The sequence below is a fragment of the Pseudomonas sp. GM17 genome, assembly GCF_000282175.2.
GTDB classification, from domain to species: Bacteria; Pseudomonadota; Gammaproteobacteria; order Pseudomonadales; family Pseudomonadaceae; genus Aquipseudomonas; species Aquipseudomonas chlororaphis.
Map to the genome: position 1 here is coordinate 647574 of NZ_CP124732.1, position 17283 is coordinate 664856.

The window sequence follows — 17283 nt, forward strand, 5'->3', positions numbered from 1 at the left end:
AGCTTCGTCAATAGAAAGGCCCGGGGAAATAGCAGAGTTTTCGTATTTCTCACATGAATTATGTGTCCAAATATTGCCGAAGCCTCCGTCTAAAGAGGCTGCTGCTTGAAAAAGCGTCTGTTTGTAACGGGCCTGAATGGATTTGTGGGACGCCATCTGCGATCCCGCCTGGGCGCTGCCGATTCCGGCTGGGAACTGTTGCCCGCGCCGCCCTTCGACCTGACCCAACCGCAAAGCCTGCAAGACCTGTGGCCCGAGTTACCGGATGCGGTGATTCACCTGGCTGGCCAGACCTTTGTCCCCGAAGCCTTCCGCGATCCTGCCCGGACCTTGCAGATCAACCTGCTGGGCACCCTCAACCTGTTACAAGCGCTGAAAGCCCGCGGCTTCAGCGGCACCTTCCTGTACGTCAGCTCCGGTGACGTCTACGGCCAGGTCAGGGAAAACGACCTGCCCATCGACGAACACCAGCCACCCTGCCCGCGCAATCCTTATGCAGTGAGCAAGGTCTCGGCCGAACTCTTGTGCCAGCAGTGGGGCATGAGCGAAGGCTGGCCCGTGATGGTGGCCAGGCCGTTCAACCACATCGGTACCGGGCAGTTGGGCAGCTTCGCCGTCGCCAGCGCCGCGCGCCAGATCGCCCGGATCAAGCTCGGCCTGCAGGCTCCGAGGCTGGAAGTCGGCGATATCGACGTCACTCGCGACTTCCTCGATGTCGCTGACGTGGTGAACGCTTACCTCGCCCTGTTGCGCAGTGGCGTGCCGGGCCAGGTCTACAACATCTGTTCCGGCCAGGAGCACAGCATCCGCGGCCTGATCCAGCAGTTGGCGGACATCGCTCAGGTCGAAATGGAACTGGTCCAGGACCCCGCCCGTCTGCGACGGGCAGAACAGCGTCGTGTCTGCGGCAGTCACGCCAGGCTGCAGGCAGTCACCGGATGGACGCCCGAAACCACAATAAAACAATCCCTGCGGGCGATCCTGTCCGACTGGGAGTCACGGGTACTACAAGAATGACAAAAAGTGCACTGATCACAGGGATTACGGGGCAGGACGGCGCCTATCTGGCCAAGTTGCTGCTGGACAAGGGCTATCAGGTTCACGGACTGGTGGCGCGACGCAGCAGCGACTCGCGCTGGCGCTTGCGTGAGATGGGCATCGAGGGCGAGATCCGCTACCTGGATGGCGACATGGCCGACGCCTGCTCCGTGCAACGGGCGGTGATCAAGGCGGCGCCCGACGAACTCTACAACCTGGCGGCGCAAAGCTTTGTCGCCGCCTCCTGGGACCAGCCGGTGACCACCGGTATCGTCGACGGGCTGGGCGTGACACACCTGCTCGAGGCGATCCGCCAGTTCAGCCCGCACACCCGCTTTTACCAGGCCTCCACCAGCGAAATGTTCGGCCTGATCCAGGCCGAGCAGCAGGACGAAAATACCCCGTTCTACCCGCGCAGCCCCTACGGCGTGGCCAAGCTCTACGGGCACTGGATCACCGTGAACTACCGCGAGAGCTTCGGCCTGCATGCCAGCAGCGGCATCCTGTTCAACCACGAATCGCCCCTGCGTGGCATCGAGTTCGTGACCCGCAAGGTCACCGATGCCGCCGCCCGGATCAAGCAGGGCAAGCAGCAGGAGCTGCGCCTGGGCAACATCGACGCCAAGCGCGACTGGGGATTCGCCGGCGACTATGTCGAAGCCATGTGGCTGATGCTGCAACAGGGCAAGGCCGATGATTACGTGGTGGCCACCGGCGTCACCACCACCGTGCGCGAGATGTGCCAGATCGCCTTCGAACACGTCGGCCTGAACTACCGTGACTACGTGAAAATCGACCCGGCGTTCTTCCGCCCCGCGGAAGTCGACGTGCTGTTGGGCAACCCGGCCAAGGCCCAACGGGTGCTCGGCTGGAAACCCAAGACCCATCTGGAAACCCTGATCCGCATGATGATGGATGCGGACATGAAACGCGTCGCCAAGGAGTAAGGCATGCTGATTCCAGTGATTCTTTCCGGCGGTGCCGGGACCCGGTTGTGGCCGGTTTCGCGCGAAGGCCATCCCAAGCCCTTCATGCTCCTGCCCGACGGCCAGAGCCTGCTGGGCAAGACCTACCGCCGCGCCGCCGGGTTGCTGGCCGGTAGCGGCGATATCGTCACGGTGACCAACCGCGACCACTTCTTTCAAAGCAAGGATCACTTCCTGGCCGCCAGGCTGGATCGGCATCACGGGCATTTCATCCTCGAACCCTCGGGCCGCAACACCGCTCCGGCCATCGCCGCCGCGGCCCTGGCCCTGCAGGCTCGGCACGGCGACCAGGTGACCATGATGGTAATGCCGGCCGACCACCTGATCCGCAACGAAGAAGCCTTCAAAAGCGCGGTCGCCCACGCCGCGCAACTGGCTGAAACCGGGCACCTGGTCACCTTCGGCGTCACGCCGAACGCCCCGGAAACCGGCTTCGGTTATATCGAGTCAGGCGACGCCCTCGACGATAACGGTGCCGCCAGGGTGCTGCGTTTCGTGGAAAAACCCGACCTGAAGACTGCCCTGGGCTACCTGGAAAGCGGCCGGTTCCTGTGGAATTCGGGCCTGTTCTGTTTCACCGTCGCCACGCTGCTGGAGAAGCTGCAACAGCACGCCCCCGAGCTGCTGGAACAGGGCCGCGCCTGCCTGGCCGCGAGCACGCCGGTGGAGACCGGCAACATCATCCAGCATGAATTGTCCACGGAGCATTTCGCCAGGATGCCGGACATCTCCATCGACTATGCGCTGATGGAAGTCTCGGACCAGGTCGCGGTCGTGCCCGCCCGGTTCGACTGGAGCGACATCGGCTCCTGGGGCGCGATCAGCGCCCTGGTCGACGCCGATGCCCAGGACAACCGCGCCACCGGCGAAGCCCTGTTCATCGACAGCCACGGCAACTTCGTGCAGAGCGAAGGCCGGATGATCGCCACGGTGGGCGTCGACAACCTGATCGTGGTCGAGACCGCCGACGCCATCCTGGTGGCCCACGCCGACCGCGCCCAGGACGTGCGCCAGGTGGCCAGGCAGCTCAAGGATCGCAACCACGAAGCCTATCGCCTGCACCGCACGGTCAGTCGCCCCTGGGGCAGCTACACCGTGCTGGAGGAAGGCCCGGGCTTCAAGATCAAGCGCATCGTGGTCAAGCCGGGCGCGGCGCTGTCGCTGCAGATGCACCACCATCGCAACGAACACTGGGTGGTGGTCAAGGGCACAGCCATGGTCACCAACAACGGCGACGGCTCGCATCTGGTCAACAGCAACGAATCCACCTTCATCGCCGCCGGACACAAGCACCGCTTGGCGAACCCGGGGGTGATCGACCTGGTCATCATCGAAGTGCAGAGCGGCGAATACCTGGGCGAGGACGACATCGTCCGTTTCGAAGACCAATACGGCAGGACAGCCTGATGCTGCTCAATCTGTACCGCTCGCTGCGCAGCTATCGGGGCTTCATCCTCGGCAGCGTGCAGCGCGAGTTCCAGGCGCGTTATCGCAACTCGCTGTTCGGCGCCTTGTGGACCGTGCTCAACCCGCTGTCGATGATCGTCGTCTACACGGTGATCTTTTCCCAGGTGATGCGCGCTCGCCTGCCGGGGGTCGAGGACGGCCTGGCCTACAGCGTCTACCTCTGTGCCGGGCTGCTGACCTGGGGCCTGTTTTCCGAGCTGACCCTGCGTAGCCAGAGCATGTTCCTGGAAAACGCCAACCTGCTGAAGAAGATCAGCTTCCCGCGCATCTGCCTGCCGGTGATCGTGCTGCTCAACGCCGGCATCAACTTCGCGATCATCCTCGGCCTGTTCCTCGGCTTCCTGCTGATCACCGGGCGCCTGCCGGGCCTGGCGCTGCTGGCGCTGATCCCGCTGCTGCTGTTGCAAGTGCTGTTCTGCACCGGCCTGGGGATGATCCTCGGGGTGCTGAACGTATTCTTCCGCGATGTAGCGCAGTTCTTCGGCATCTTCCTGCAGTTCTGGTTCTGGCTGACCCCCATCGTCTACCCCATCAGCATCCTGCCCGAGTCGATCCAGCGCCTGCTGGCGCTCAACCCGCTGACCGCGCTGATGCACAGCTACCAGAACCTGTTCCTGTACGACCAGTGGCCGCAATGGAGTTCGCTGACCCCGATGCTGGTGATCAGCCTGCTGTTCTGTGGCATGGGGCTGCGGCTTTTCCGCCAGCGCGTCGGTGAAATGGTGGATGAGCTCTGATGGGACATATACGCGTCACCGGCCTGGGCAAGGCCTATAAGCAGTACCCGAACCGCTGGAGCCGGCTGTTCGAATGGATGATTCCGTTTTCCAGGCCGCGCCATCACCTGCACTGGGTGCTGCAGGGCGTCGACTTCGAGATCGAGCCGGGCCAGGCCGTGGGCATAGTCGGGGTCAACGGCGCCGGCAAAAGCACCTTGCTGAAAATGATCACCGGCACCACCCAGCCGACCTGCGGCGAGATCCACCTGCGGGGTCGGGTAGCGGCGTTGCTGGAGCTGGGCATGGGTTTCCACCCGGACTTCACCGGGCGCCAGAACGCGGTCATGGCCGGCCAGCTGCTGGGCATGCAGGTCGAGGAAATCCAGGCCCTGATGGCGGAAATCGAAGCCTTCGCCGAGATCGGCGAGGCCATCGATCATCCGGTACGCACCTATTCGAGCGGCATGCAGATGCGCCTGGCGTTCAGCGTGGCCACGGCCCGGCGCCCGGACATCCTGATCGTCGACGAGGCGCTGTCGGTGGGCGACGCCTACTTCCAGCACAAGAGTTTCGAGCGCATCCGCAGCTTCCGCCGCGCCGGCACCACCCTGCTGATCGTGTCCCACGACCGCTCGGCGATCCAGTCGATCTGCGACACCGCGATCCTGCTCGAACAGGGCCGTGTGGCCATGCACGGCAAGCCGGAAGAGGTGATGGACTACTACAACGCCATGCTCGCCGAACGCGAAGGCCAGACGGTGCGCCAGGAAATGCTCGCCAACGGCCAGGTACGGACCATTTCCGGCACCGGCGAAGCCGCGATCCTCAGCGTGCACCTGCGCGACGAACGCGAGCGTTCGATCGAGATGGCCGAAGTCGGCCAGCCGGTGGTGCTGGAAGTACAGGTCGAGGTGCGCCAGGACATCGAACGGCTGGTGCTGGGCTTCATGATCAAGGACCGTCTCGGCCAGCCCATGTATGGCATCAACACCCATCGCCTGGACCAGGCCCTGACCGACTTGAGCGCCGGCGAAAAGGTCACCTTCCGCTTCGCCTTCACCATGGGCCTGGGCAAGGGCAACTACTCGGTGGCCCTGAGCCTGTCGCGGCTGGATTCGCACCTGGATCGCAACTTCGAATGGCGCGACTACGGCCTGGTCTTCCACGTCATCAATAACCGCCAGGAAGACTTTGTCGGCTGCTCCTGGTTGCAGGCGCGGACCAGCATTGTTCGCTCACCGTCGAAGTCCACTCAGTCAATGCCTCAGCGAGCGGCGCCATGACCCGACTGTTGATTGAATGCACCTACGTGTTCGAACACCCTGAGACCAACTCGGGTATCCAGCGCGTGGTGCGCAACGTCATCCGTGAACTGCCCGCGGCCGATGCCTCGGTGGAATGCATTCCGGTGGTCATGCTCAAAGGTAAGCTCTACCGGGTATTGAGCCTCAAGCCATTGAAACCCGAGCGCTGGAACCTGATGGGGCTGCGGGTGCGCCTGGAACAGATGGCCAACGTCTTCTGGCTGCGTCACCGCACCCTGGAGCGACGCAAACCTTTCGATTCCTACCTTGCGCGCCGCTTGCTCTATGTGGCGTGCCGCCTGACCGCTCTGGTCTGCTTCAGCATTCCGTTGCGGCTGTGCAACCGGCTCCTCGACACCCGGGAAATCCCCCAGCGGTGTACGCCGCTGCAACATCAACCGGGCGATCAACTGGTGTTGCTGGATTCATCCTGGCACGGCGATTTCTTTCCCCTGGCCGAACAGCTCAAACGCGATGGTGTGGGTATCGTCTCGGTCATCTATGACCTGATCCCCCTGACCCACCCGCAGTTCTGCGACGCCGGGCTGGTCCGGGTGTTCAACCACTGGTTCGACTGGATAGCCCGCACCGCCGACGGCTACATCGCCATTTCCGCGACCATACGCGACCAGGTTCGCGAAGAGATGCTCCGCCGGGTCGGGCGGCAGCAGGTGGCACAGCGCTGGTTCGACTATTTCCACCTGGGCTCGGAACTGGATCAGTGCAGCGAAAACGCTCGGATCAACCCGGATCTGGCCCAGCTGTTCAAGGGCCAGGCAGCGGTGTTCCTGATGGTCAGCACCATCGAACCACGTAAAAACCATGGTTTCCTGCTCGACGCCTTCGAGCGTGTCTGGGCCAGTGGCTCCCAGGCCCGCCTGTGTATCGCTGGGCGCATCGGCTGGAAGTGCGAGGCGCTGATCGAACGGATTCGCCGGCACCCGGAGTTGAACCGGCGCCTGTTCATGTTCAATTCACTGGACGACAACAGCCTGGAGTACGCCTATTCCAAGGCGACGGCGCTGGTGTTCCCCTCCTATGTCGAAGGGTTCGGCCTGCCCCTGGTGGAAGCCATGCAGCGCGGCTTGCCTGCCATGGGCAGCGACATCCCGGTATTTCGCGAAATCGGCGGCGAGTTCATGGCCTATTTCGACCTGAACGATCCGCAGAGCCTGGCCGACCTGGTCATCCAGCAGGAAACCAGCGGCGTGTTTCCCGCCGCCCGCCATGTCGATGACTGGCGTTGGCTGGGTTGGCGAGAAGCCAGTACCCAACTGGTCGAACGCATTGTGTTCCACAGGAACCACGCCCCCACGGTCATGGAGACGCACGATGCGGATAGCCCTTAACGCGCGCATTCTCCAGTCGCCGCGCACCGGTATCGGCCATTACGTAGCGGAACTGGCCTCGGCCCTGGTCACCGAGCAGGGACTGGAGCTGTCGCTGTTCCATGGCTGGGGCTGGAGCCCCGAATTGCCGGCGGCCGCCATGCCGGGTTACTCCCGACTGGCGCCTTGGCTGCGACAGATTCCCGGGGCCTATCAAGCCCGGCGCTGGCTGGAACAGCGACGTTTCGACCAGGGACAGCATGAGGCGATCGACCTTTACCACGAACCCAGCCTGTGGCCGCTGGAGTTCGAAGGCCCGACCGTGATGACCCTGCATGACCTGACCCACCTGCATTACCCCTCGACTCAGCCGCCGGCACGCTTGAAGGAAATCGAGCGGCGCCTTGGCGCGGGTGTGGAACAGGCGCGGCTGATCCTGACAGACTCGCAGTTCATCGCCGATGAAGCCCAGGATTACTTCGGCCTGCCGCGCGATCGTTTTGTCGTGGCGCCCCTGGGCGTCGCCCCGCGCTTCCATCCTCGTGAGCATACCGAGCTGGAACACAGTCTCGCGGCCCGTGGCCTGCATCCTCAAGGCTACTTCCTGTGCGTCGGCACGCTGGAGCCACGCAAAAACCTGTCCCAGGCCCTGCAGGCCCACGAACTGCTGCCGCCAGCGCTGCGCCAGCGTTATCCGTTGCTGATCGTCGGCATGGCGGGTTGGGAGCAAGGGCAGTTCAGCGACACCCTGCAAAAGGCCTTGGCCAGCGGCCATGTACGGCTGCTGGGCTACCTGCCGGACGAACAGGTGGCACAGCTGGTAGCCGGAGCCAGGGCGCTGATCTTTCCATCGCTGTACGAAGGCTTCGGTCTTCCGGTCCTGGAAGCCATGGCCAGTGGCACACCGGTGGTCGTGACGCGGCGTTCGGCGATGCCGGAAGTCGCGGGGGTAGCGGGCAATTATGTCGAGCCTGGCGATGTGCACGGCTTGAGCAGCACTATGCTTCGCTTGATTGACGATGAGCTCCATTGGCAGGCATGCCGCGAAGCGGGTTTGCAACAAGCCGGGTTGTTTTCCTGGAGGCACTGCGCACAGATCACCGCGCGTACCTACCGTCAGGCTATAGGAGGCTGAATGCGTGTCCTACATTTCTTCAAAACCTATTTGCCTGACTCGGTCGGCGGTATCGAACAGGTCATCTTCCAGCTATGCGAAAGCGGCGCCCAACAGGGTATCGAAGGCCAGGTCCTGACCCTGAGCGCCGACCCGCAACCCGCGGTACTGAAGCTCGGTCAGCATGAGGTGCACCGGGCCAAGCTCGACATACAGTTCGCCTCCACCGGCTTTTCCTACAGCGTGTTCAAGCAGTTTCGCGAAATGGCCGCCGAAGCCGACGTGGTCAACTATCACTTCCCCTGGCCGTTCATGGACCTGGTGCATTTCATGAGTGACATGAACAAGCCCTGCGTGGCCACCTACCACTCCGACATCATCCGCCAGCGCCACCTGCTCAAGCTGTACCGGCCATTGATGAACCGCTTCCTGCACAGCGTCGACCGGATCGTCGCCGCGTCGCCGAACTACCTGCACACCAGCGATGTGCTGCAACAGTTCCCGGACAAGACCCGGGTCATCCCCTACGGCCTGAACAAGGCTGGTTATCCACAGCCCGACGCCGAACGCATGGCCCAGTGGCGCCAGCGCCTGGGCGAGCGTTTTTTCCTGTTCGTCGGGGTGATGCGTTACTACAAGGGCCTGCACATCCTGCTCGATGCCCTCAAGGACGTGGACTACCCGGTGGTGATCGTCGGCGCCGGCCCGCTGGAGGCCGAACTGCATGCCCAGGCCGCGGCGCTGGGCCTGCGCAACCTGCATTTCCTCGGCCGCCTGGGGGATGAAGACAAGGTGGCCCTGCTGCAACTGAGCTACGCCATCGTCTTCCCCTCGCACCTGCGCTCCGAGGCGTTCGGCATCTCGTTGCTCGAAGGCGCGATGTACGGCAAACCGATGATCTCCAGCGAGATCGGCACCGGCACCAGCTACATCAATATCCATGGCGAAACCGGCCTGGTGGTGCCGCCCAGCGATCCCCAGGCCTTCCGCGCCGCCATGCGCCAGCTCTGGGACAACCCGGAACAGGCCGCGCAGATGGGCCTCAAGGCCGAAGCCCGTTACCGGCAGCTGTTCACCGCCGACCAGATGGGCCAAAGGTGGAGCGAGCTGTACCAGGAGTTGCTGGAGGAAAAAGCCCTGTCCTACGCCTGACGCAGCTCGCTCCTACATTTTCCTGAACGCCGCAACACCTGTAGGAGCGAAGCTTGCTCGCGATGCAAACACCGTGTCGGGTCAGCCACGGCCCTATCGCGGGCAAGCCTCGCTCCTACGATTTTTTACGTCGGACGCCAGCGCAAGGCCAGCGCTGCGGACCGGCGCACCAGTTGCTCGACCTCGAAGCGCCACAGGCGCTCGGCGCCCGGGAAGGCGGCGATCTGCGGATCGTCGAGCACGACTTCAGTGCGCCCGCTGAGCTGCAGCAGGTCGCCACGGCTGAAGTCGATGAACAGCAGGCCGGCGCGGGGGTTGAGCAGCAGGTTGCCCAGGGTGTTGAAGTGCAGGTTGCCGGCGAAATCCGGAATGCTCAGGCGGTTGCCCTCGACCCGCACGAAACCGGCCGGGCCGCCGCGGTGGGACACATCGACCCAGAGCCGTCCCTCGAGCTCCACGTAACTGGCGACAAAAAACGTATCGGCGCCCCGGATCATCGCCCTCGCCGCTTCATCCAGCGCGTTCAGGCGCTGCACCGGCCGGTGCGCGGCCAGCGGCACCGACTCGAACTGTCGCAGCTGGATGTAGCGCGGGCAATTGCCGAAGGACTGCTCGACCCCCAGGGCAAAACCGCTGTCGTCCAGCTCGACGATCCGCCCATTGAGGCGGTTGCGCCGCCGGGTGTGCAGCTCGATGCCCAGCAGGCCGATGGCCGCGCCCGGCGCCAGTTGGGCGGGGTCTTCGGCGGCTGGCAGGCTGTCGAGCCTTAGCCGCCCGGGGGTTGGCGATTGGGCGAAACCGACAGCCCCTTCGAGCACGCTGGCCCAGGGGTTGCCCTGGTTATCCACAGCCCCGAGCAGCATGAACGGCAGCTGTTGATAAAACAGCCGGTGCTGGTCGGGCATCTCGCTGCGGATCACCTTGCGCCCGACGACGTCCATGCGCTCGGCAACGCCAGCCTGGGCTTGCAGGCGGGTTTCGCCTGCATGCCAGGGGGATTCGATGTTCATGATGGGGTTCCCCTGCGTCGATGACGCAGCAGTCAGCGGGCCCGGAGAGTGCCGGGCCGCCAGGTTCAGGCGCTTTGCAGACCCACCGCGGTGCGCGGCATGCCGACGAAGCCAGGCAAGGCTTCGATGCGCGCCAGCCAGGCGCGGACCTGTGGATAATCCGCCAGCGACACATTGCCCTCGGGGGCGTGGGCGATGTAGCTGTAGCCGGCGATATCGGCGATGGTCGGTTCGCTGCCCGCCAGGTAAGGGCTGGCTGTCAGTTCCTGCTCGACCACCTTGAGCAACGCATGGGAGCGGGTAATGGCCTCCTCGGCGTTGCGCTGGGCGCCGAATACGGTGATCAGCCGCGCCACCGCCGGGCCGAACGCAATCGGCCCCGCCGCCGCCGACAACCAGCGCTGGACTCGTGCCGCGCCCAGCGGATCCTCAGGCAGCCAGCGACCCTGGCCATATTTGCGCGCCAGGTACACCAGGATCGCGTTGGAGTCGGCCAGTATCACGCCCTGGTCGTCGATCACCGGCACCTGGCCAAAGGGGTTCAGCGCCAGGAAGTCCGCCTGCTTGTGCTCGCCTTTCGCCAGGTCGACAAAGACCAGCTCGTAAGGCAGCCCCAGCAGCGACAACATCAGTTCGACGCGATGGGCATGACCGGAACGGGGGAAGCTGTAGAGCTTGATGGCGTGCATGGCAGACTCCGCTGGGCAGGGGTGCGGCTCACAAGAGCGGCACTGACGGACGCCATCTTCCCTCTCGGGTCAAAACAATAGAATCACCAGAAAACACAATCCATCATTTCAGCCAGCGCAATAATCCGCGCTACGGTTGCAACGCCGGGTGTCCGCGCAGCGCCTGCACCGCGAAATCGACGAAACTGCGCACCCGCGCCGGGGCCTTGCGCCCGCCCTGATACACCACATGGATCGGCAGCGGCGCCAGTTCGAACTCCGCCAGGACAATCTCCAGCTCGCCCGTCGCCACCTTGCCCGCGACCTGGTACGACAGCACCCGGGTCAGGCCCAGCCCCAGGCAGGCGGCACTGATCGCCGCCTGGTTGGCGGTGACCACCAGCCGCGGCTCCGGACGAATATTCAAGGGCGTTCCGTTATCGTCGAACAGCCAGCTTCTGGACTGGCCGATGGACGACGGCGCAATCACCGGCGCTTGGCGCAGTTCCTGGGGATGCCGTGGTCGGCCATGCCGCGTCAGAAACGCCGGGGAAGCACAGATGACCCGCCGCACCTCGCCGACACGCATCGCGTGCTGGCCGCTGTCGGGTAACTCGCCGATGCGCACCGCGACGTCCATGCCTTCCTCGACCATGCTCACCACCCGGTCGACCAGCAGGGCATTGATGCTGACCTCGGGAAAGCGTTCCAGGTAATCCACCATCAGCGGGGTCACGAACAGCTCGCCGAACAGCACCGGAGCGGTGATCGTCAGTTGTCCGCGCGGGAGGGCATGGATGCCGGCGGCCGAGGCCTCGGCGTCCTGCAACTCGGCGAGTATGCGCCGGCTGTCTTCCAGGTAACGCTGGCCGGCTTCCGTCAGCAGCACATTGCGCGTGGTGCGGGTCAGCAGCTGGGTGCCGATACGCTGCTCCAGCGCCGCCACCGCCCGGGTCACGCTGGGCGCGGACAGCCCCAGGCGCCGGGCCGCGGCAGCGAAGCCCTGCTCCTGGGCGACGCTGATGAACACCTGCATTTCCTGGAATCGGTCCATGACGGTCCTCGCAGTACGGCGCCCTGCCCCGGTACCGTCCCGCATGGACCGCCCGGGCTCAGGCAGGGACCTGGAGTCGCTGCCACAAGGCCTCATCGTTGAAGTCCCGGATGATACTCCGCGCACCCGCCTCGCGAAGCTGAGTTTCCTCCAGGCCCGAGAGCAGGCCAAAGGTGTGGATGCCCGCCGCCGCCGCAGAACGCACGCCGGCCAGCGAGTCCTCGAAGGCCAGCGCCTGATCGGCGCTCGCGTCCAGCAAGCGCAAAGCCGTCAGATAAGGCAGCGGGTCGGGCTTGCCGCGCGCCAGCTCACCGCCGATCACCAGTGCATCGAAACGCTCGGCAATCCCCAGGCCCTGGAGCATGGCTTCGGCGTTTTCCCTAGGCGCGTTGGTCACCACCGCCATGGGGATACCGGCCGCCTGGGCATAATCCAGGGTGCGCAGCACGCCAGGAACCGGAATGGTCTCGCGCAGCTGGGCGCGGAACATGGCCTCCTTCTGCGCCGCCAGCTCCGGGTATTGCGTCGCCGGTGCCTGGGGAAACAGGCCGGAGAAAATCATGTCGTCGGGAAAGCCCATCACATGGGCCTTGTAGTAATCCAGGCTCATGGATTTTCCCCAGCGCGACAGCAACTGGTTGTAGGCGTTGAGGTGCAGGTCATCGGTGTCGATGAGGGTGCCGTCGAGATCGAACAACAGGGCAGAAAGCTTCAAGGGCGTGCTCCGGAAAAATGCAGACCGCGGGCGATCGGCAGCATGAGAAAGGGATAGACGATCAACAGGCTGAAAGCCGCTTCGACACCGATCCGCGAGGACAGCAAGCCCAGCAGGAAAGGCGCCAGCAGCAGCGCCACACCCACCGCCTGCGAAGCCTGGGCGCTGATGGCCGAGCTGGCCTGGGGCGCGATGCGCATCGCCGAACCGAGGATCAGCGGGAAGAAATTGCCCAGGCAGGCGCCCAGGACAAAGATGAACAAGGCCGTCGGCAGCCGGGTCTGGCTGAAGTACAGCAGCACCAGGGTGGCGATGGCCCCGAGCATCACGCCGACCAGCAGCGGCAACGGGCTGATGCGGATCAACGCATAACGGCTAGCCAGGCGCCCGCACACCGTACCGGCAAAATACAGGCTCATCAGCGTGGCCGCGGCCGAGGCGCTGACCTGGACATGCACGGCCAGGTATTCCGCGCCCCAGAAACCGACGCCCCATTCCGCGGAAATACCCAGCAGCACCAAGGCCCACAGGCTCAGTTGCACCCGCCGGGTCATGTGGGTCTGCCCGCTCTCACGGGCTTGATCGGTGGCGGCGAGTATTGCCGGGGCGTTCCAGGCACTCCGCGAGAGCAAGGTCACCAGCAGCGCGACGGCGGCGATGCTGCTTGGCACCAGGCGCCAGGACAGGCCCAGGCCGGTTATACCACCCACCAGCAGGGCGCCGCCGAGCACGCACAACCCGGCGACGATGTGCGCCTCTACCAGCCTCGGCGCGGCCTGTTCGCGATAACGCTCGCCCAGGGCCGCCTGCCCCACCGCCAGTACAAATCCGCCCGACAGGCCCATCGCCCCGGCGGCGAGCAAGCTCAGCGACCAGTGTCCGGCAAGGGCGAACAGGCTGCTGGCAATAACCACCGAGAGGCAGGCAATGGTGCTCATGCTCGTCGAGCGCAGCCGTCGTTCCAGCCAGCGATAGGGCCAGCCGACCAGCGCCAGGCCGGCGGCATAGGCGGCGAAATGCAGGCCGGCCCAACCGAGGTCGAGGGCCAGGGTGTCGCGCAGGAACGGCATGATCGGCCCGAGCAACCCTTGCTGGGCGCCGAACAGCCCGAACAGCAGGTAAAGAAACCACGGGCGTGCCTCGCGGACCTGCTCCTGGCGGCTGAGCGCTTGACTGGAATCTCGCGCGGCTTCAGCCATGAGCCGTCTCCCGGCTAAACAGCGCCTGCCAATGCCGACAGCGCGCCGCCTTGTCGCGACTGGCCTGCAAGGCCGCCAGCGGTTGCAGCACGCCGACCGGGTGAGCCTGGCCCGGCACGACCTTGCCATAACGCTGGCTGATCTGCGCCGCGGCCGGGGTGAGCATCCATTGCAACGCCTGCTGCGCATAGGCGGCGTTGGGTGAGCCGGCCCTGCAGGCGAACACCTCGTCCTCATAACAGCGTGCATCTTCGGGCACGCACCAGCGCAGTTGCGGGTGCTGTTCGGCAGCGCGGGTGGCCGCGGTCGACACCGTCACCCCCAGCCAGGCCTGCCCCTGCACGACGGCCTCGATCGGCGCCGTGGAGGAGCCGCTGATCGCAGGGCCATGCCCGGCCACCTGGGCCAGCAGCGCCCAGGCGGGTTCGCCGTAATGTTCGAGCAACGCGCTGAGGTGCAGGTATCCGGCACCGGAGCGCGCGGGATCGGGCAAGGCGATGCGCCCGGCCCATTCGGGGCCTGTCAGGTCCTGCCAGCGGGTCGGCACCGACAGGCCCTCGCGGGCCAGGACCTTGGGGTCATAACAGAAGGCCGGGACAAAACCCGATGCCGCGAACCAGCGGCGATCCGTGGCCACCGCGGCGTCCGGCAGGCCGGCGAATTCGATGTCCGTCAGCGGCATCAGTTGCCAGGCCAGGGCCGGGTCGAGCAAGGCGGTGGCCGCCGTGCCCAGCAACAGGTCCCAGGCCCCGGCGCTGCCACTGTGCAGGCGCTCGATCAGCTCCGAGGTGGAACAACGGGTCAGGCGCACCGGCATGCCGATGTGCTGGCTGATGCCGGCGATGAATTCGGCCAGCTCGGCGTTTTCCATCGAGCTGATGGCGTTGAGTTCAGTCATCGGCGGCGACCTCCAGCAGACGATGCAGCTTGGCGTACTGCAGCAGCATGATGGTCTTGCCGTCGCAGATCTCGCCGCTGTCGATCATCGCCAGGGCCCGGTCGATCGGCAGCTCCAGCACTTCGATCTCTTCGCCCTCGTGTTCCAGGCCGCCACCCTCGCTTTGCTTGTCTTCATCGAAATATTCGCCGACGAAAAAGTGCAGGCGCTCGGTGACCGACCCCGGGCTCATGAAGGCTTCGAACACCTTGCGCACCTCACGGATGCGATAGCCGGTTTCCTCCTCCGTCTCCTTGTGGATGCAGGTCCGCGCATCGTCCTTGTCCAACAGCCCGGCGCAGGTTTCGATCAGCATGCCGTCGTGTTCGTTGACGAAGGCCGGGAAGCGAAACTGCCGGGTCAGTACCACCGTCTGCTTGGCCCTGCTGTACAGCAGGATGGTGGCGCCATTGCCGCGGTCGTAGGTTTCCCGGTCCAGGGTGCGCCAGACCCCGTCGCGGCCCTGGAAGTCGTAGGTGGTCTTGCGCAGCACGTACCAATTGTCCGAAAGCACTTCGACCTGATGGATCCGCACCCGGTCCTTGGTGGAGATGGCCTGGTTCATCGCTTCATTCCTTGCTCGCAGAGAGATGAGTGGCATGGGGCGCAACGCTCAACAGACGCTCGACCATCCGCGGGTCCCTGTGCTCGGGCGCGGTCATCACCGCGGTGTCCAGGGCGCGATCGCAACCGCAGGGGCAGGCACCTGCATGCTGGCCCAGGCGGGTCACGGCTTCGGTCACCAGGCGCCGGGTCAGGTTGAAGGTGTCCGCCATGCGTTGCGCCACCAGGGTGGCGTTCACCGGCTCGTGGGATTCGTGCCAGCAGTCGAAATCGGTCGGAATGGCAATCATCGCGTAGCAAAGCTCGGCCTCGCGGGCCAGCTTGGCTTCGGGCATCGCGGTCATGCCGATCACCGTGCCGCCCCACTGGCGGTACAGGTGGGACTCGGCGCGGGTGGAGAACTGCGGGCCTTCCATGACCACGTAGGTGCCGCCGTTGCGCGCCTGGATATCAGTGGCCTCGGCACTCTCGGCGAGCACGCCACGCATGCGCGCGCAGACCGGCTCGCCGAAAGGCACATGGCCGACCAGCCCGGGGCCGAAAAAGGTTTTTTCCCGCTGGATGGTGCGGTCGATGTACTGGTCGATCAGCACAAAGCTGCCGGGAGGCGCGTCGTGGGTCAGGCTGCCCACCGCGCTGACCGACAGCAATTGCGTGCAACCGACGCTGCGCAGCGCGGCGATGTTGGCCCGGGCATTGATCGAGGCCGGCGGAATCACATGCCCCACGCCATGCCGTTGCACAAAGGCCACGGGCACGCCATTGAGCGTGCCCAGGGTGAGCGGCGACGACGGCGTGCCGAAGGCCGTCGTGCATTCCACTTGCTGAATGTCCTGCAGGCCAGGCAGCTGTTGCAGGCCGCTGCCGCCGATGATGCCGATACGTTGAACGTGCTGGGTTGGAGTGGAATGGGTCACAGGCTACCTCTCGACTTCAGGGGGGACGGTTCGTGTTCGGTGCACACCAGGCGCTCATAGAGTTCGGACAGGGCCGTGGGCGCATTGCCGCGAGGCAACAGCAGCCCTTCGCTGGCGTTGCTGCTGTAGCGCGGTTCGTGGATTTTCAGGTGCCGGTCGATCGCCGGCAGGTAGTTCCAGCGCACGCCGGGGTACAGGGAATGCGCCAGGTGATAGGCGTCGGACGTCGGGGCGATGAATACCCGCACCAGCCAGCCGGAAACCCCGAAGTAATCGGTGGGCCGGCCCGCCAGGTATTCCAGCTCACGGCGATTGCGCGCGGTGCCCTCGATGAACCAGCGGTGCTCGGTCAGCAGCGAGATCCAGGCAAAGACCGGATAGGACGTCAGCAACGGCAGCAACCAGCCGAACAACACGCCTTCCCAGCCACCGAAGGCGTACAGCAACGCCGCCACCGCCGCCACGCTCAGGCACCGCGCCAGGGTGGTCAGGCGTGAGTGGTTGAGCAGGCTGCTGCGCACCAGGGTGGTGAGATTGACCCAGGCCCCGCGGGGGGTCAGCGGGTACAGCAACAGCGCATAGAAACCGCTGGGCGACAGGCCCGCCACATAGCCGCCGGCATGCACCCGGGCGCGGTTGGGATCGAGTTGCGGATGGTTGGGGTGGCGATGGTGTTCCAGGGTGTGGGTCTGGTGCCGGCTGCGCATGTCGCGCTTGAACATCGGGAACTGGTAGAACACGTTGCTCAGCCACCACTGCCAGGCATGGTGGCGACACAGGGCGAAGTGCACCGCGTTGTGCCCGAACTCCTGCAACGCGCGCATGCGCCCGCCGCTCCACAGCAGCACGGCCAACCAGGCCAGCGGCGACGAGTAGATCGACGCCGCCTGCACCGCGGCGACTATATCCAGCCACGTCCAGACAAAGGGCAACGGCGCGAACCAGGTATCCAGCGGGCGGTAGTACTGCTCCCGCCGCCCCTCCAGGCGCGGTATCAGCTTGAGCAGGCGCAGCACCCGCTGCGCATCCCGGTAATAGAACGCCACCAGCGCGCGCAACAGCAGCGAAGCAGCGATCAGGCCCAACAGGACAATGTGCTCGGTGTCCATGA

Annotated in this window: 17 protein-coding genes; 8 read left to right on the top strand and 9 right to left on the bottom strand. The window is 64.9% G+C overall.

Annotated features, from left to right (window positions below):
• Nucleotides 1-105 precede the first annotated feature (105 nt).
• The 8 genes from PMI20_RS02980 to PMI20_RS03015 are packed head-to-tail and all read left to right on the top strand — an operon-like array spanning nucleotide 106 to nucleotide 9108.
• A complete protein-coding gene (locus tag PMI20_RS02980; protein ID WP_007924594.1) occupies nucleotides 106-1017 on the top strand; it encodes a GDP-mannose 4,6-dehydratase in 912 nt (303 codons plus the stop codon).
• A complete protein-coding gene (gmd, locus tag PMI20_RS02985) occupies nucleotides 1014-1985 on the top strand; it encodes a GDP-mannose 4,6-dehydratase (protein ID WP_007924592.1) in 972 nt (323 codons plus the stop codon). Before PMI20_RS02980 ends, gmd begins: the two co-directional genes overlap by 4 nt.
• Before the next feature lie 3 nt (nucleotides 1986-1988).
• Complete coding sequence (locus PMI20_RS02990; RefSeq protein WP_007924590.1) at nucleotides 1989-3431, top strand: mannose-1-phosphate guanylyltransferase/mannose-6-phosphate isomerase; 1443 nt, start codon at nucleotides 1989-1991, stop codon at nucleotides 3429-3431.
• Entirely contained in the window at nucleotides 3431-4228 is a 798-nt protein-coding gene (locus PMI20_RS02995) for an ABC transporter permease (protein ID WP_007924587.1), read from the top strand. Before PMI20_RS02990 ends, PMI20_RS02995 begins: the two co-directional genes overlap by 1 nt.
• Nucleotides 4228-5493, top strand: a complete 1266-nt coding sequence (locus tag PMI20_RS03000; protein ID WP_007924581.1) for an ABC transporter ATP-binding protein — start codon at nucleotides 4228-4230, stop codon at nucleotides 5491-5493. Before PMI20_RS02995 ends, PMI20_RS03000 begins: the two co-directional genes overlap by 1 nt.
• Nucleotides 5490-6863: a glycosyltransferase family 4 protein gene (locus PMI20_RS03005; RefSeq protein ID WP_007924568.1), complete on the top strand. Its 1374-nt coding sequence runs from the start codon at nucleotides 5490-5492 to the stop codon at nucleotides 6861-6863. The genes PMI20_RS03000 and PMI20_RS03005 overlap by 4 nt, the downstream gene beginning before the upstream one ends.
• A complete protein-coding gene (locus PMI20_RS03010; protein ID WP_007924567.1) occupies nucleotides 6847-7977 on the top strand; it encodes a glycosyltransferase family 4 protein in 1131 nt (376 codons plus the stop codon). The genes PMI20_RS03005 and PMI20_RS03010 overlap by 17 nt, the downstream gene beginning before the upstream one ends.
• On the top strand, nucleotides 7978-9108 hold the full coding sequence (locus PMI20_RS03015; protein WP_007924565.1) for a glycosyltransferase family 4 protein: 1131 nt from the start codon (nucleotides 7978-7980) through the stop codon (nucleotides 9106-9108). It abuts the gene before it with no gap.
• A 125-nt stretch (nucleotides 9109-9233) separates the two neighbouring features.
• Here the strand turns inward: PMI20_RS03015 and PMI20_RS03020 are convergent, their stop codons facing one another.
• The 9 genes from PMI20_RS03020 to PMI20_RS03060 all read right to left on the bottom strand — a co-directional run bounded on the left by PMI20_RS03020 (nucleotide 9234) and on the right by PMI20_RS03060 (nucleotide 17281).
• Complete coding sequence (locus PMI20_RS03020) at nucleotides 9234-10118, bottom strand: pyridoxamine 5'-phosphate oxidase family protein (RefSeq protein ID WP_007924558.1); 885 nt, start codon at nucleotides 10116-10118, stop codon at nucleotides 9234-9236.
• Nucleotides 10119-10183: 65 nt separating this feature from the next.
• Nucleotides 10184-10807 (bottom strand): glutathione S-transferase family protein, encoded by a 624-nt coding sequence (locus tag PMI20_RS03025; protein WP_007924556.1) that lies wholly within the window; start codon nucleotides 10805-10807, stop codon nucleotides 10184-10186.
• A 130-nt stretch (nucleotides 10808-10937) separates the two neighbouring features.
• Nucleotides 10938-11840 (bottom strand): LysR family transcriptional regulator, encoded by a 903-nt coding sequence (locus tag PMI20_RS03030; protein WP_007924554.1) that lies wholly within the window; start codon nucleotides 11838-11840, stop codon nucleotides 10938-10940.
• Nucleotides 11841-11898: 58 nt separating this feature from the next.
• Nucleotides 11899-12555, bottom strand: a complete 657-nt coding sequence (locus PMI20_RS03035; RefSeq protein ID WP_007924552.1) for an HAD family hydrolase — start codon at nucleotides 12553-12555, stop codon at nucleotides 11899-11901.
• Nucleotides 12552-13754 (bottom strand): MFS transporter, encoded by a 1203-nt coding sequence (locus tag PMI20_RS03040; RefSeq protein ID WP_007924550.1) that lies wholly within the window; start codon nucleotides 13752-13754, stop codon nucleotides 12552-12554. Before PMI20_RS03040 ends, PMI20_RS03035 begins: the two co-directional genes overlap by 4 nt.
• Entirely contained in the window at nucleotides 13747-14652 is a 906-nt protein-coding gene (locus tag PMI20_RS03045) for an ABC transporter substrate-binding protein (protein WP_007924547.1), read from the bottom strand. The genes PMI20_RS03040 and PMI20_RS03045 overlap by 8 nt, the downstream gene beginning before the upstream one ends.
• A complete protein-coding gene (gene nudK / locus PMI20_RS03050; RefSeq protein WP_007924545.1) occupies nucleotides 14645-15256 on the bottom strand; it encodes a GDP-mannose pyrophosphatase NudK in 612 nt (203 codons plus the stop codon). The genes PMI20_RS03045 and nudK overlap by 8 nt, the downstream gene beginning before the upstream one ends.
• Nucleotides 15257-15260: 4 nt before the next feature.
• The gene (mtnP, locus tag PMI20_RS03055; protein ID WP_007924543.1) at nucleotides 15261-16172 is read right to left on the bottom strand and encodes an S-methyl-5'-thioadenosine phosphorylase; all 912 of its coding nucleotides are present in this window, start codon (nucleotides 16170-16172) and stop codon (nucleotides 15261-15263) included.
• A complete protein-coding gene (locus PMI20_RS03060) occupies nucleotides 16169-17281 on the bottom strand; it encodes a fatty acid desaturase family protein (RefSeq protein WP_007924541.1) in 1113 nt (370 codons plus the stop codon). Before PMI20_RS03060 ends, mtnP begins: the two co-directional genes overlap by 4 nt.
• Nucleotides 17282-17283 lie beyond the last annotated feature (2 nt).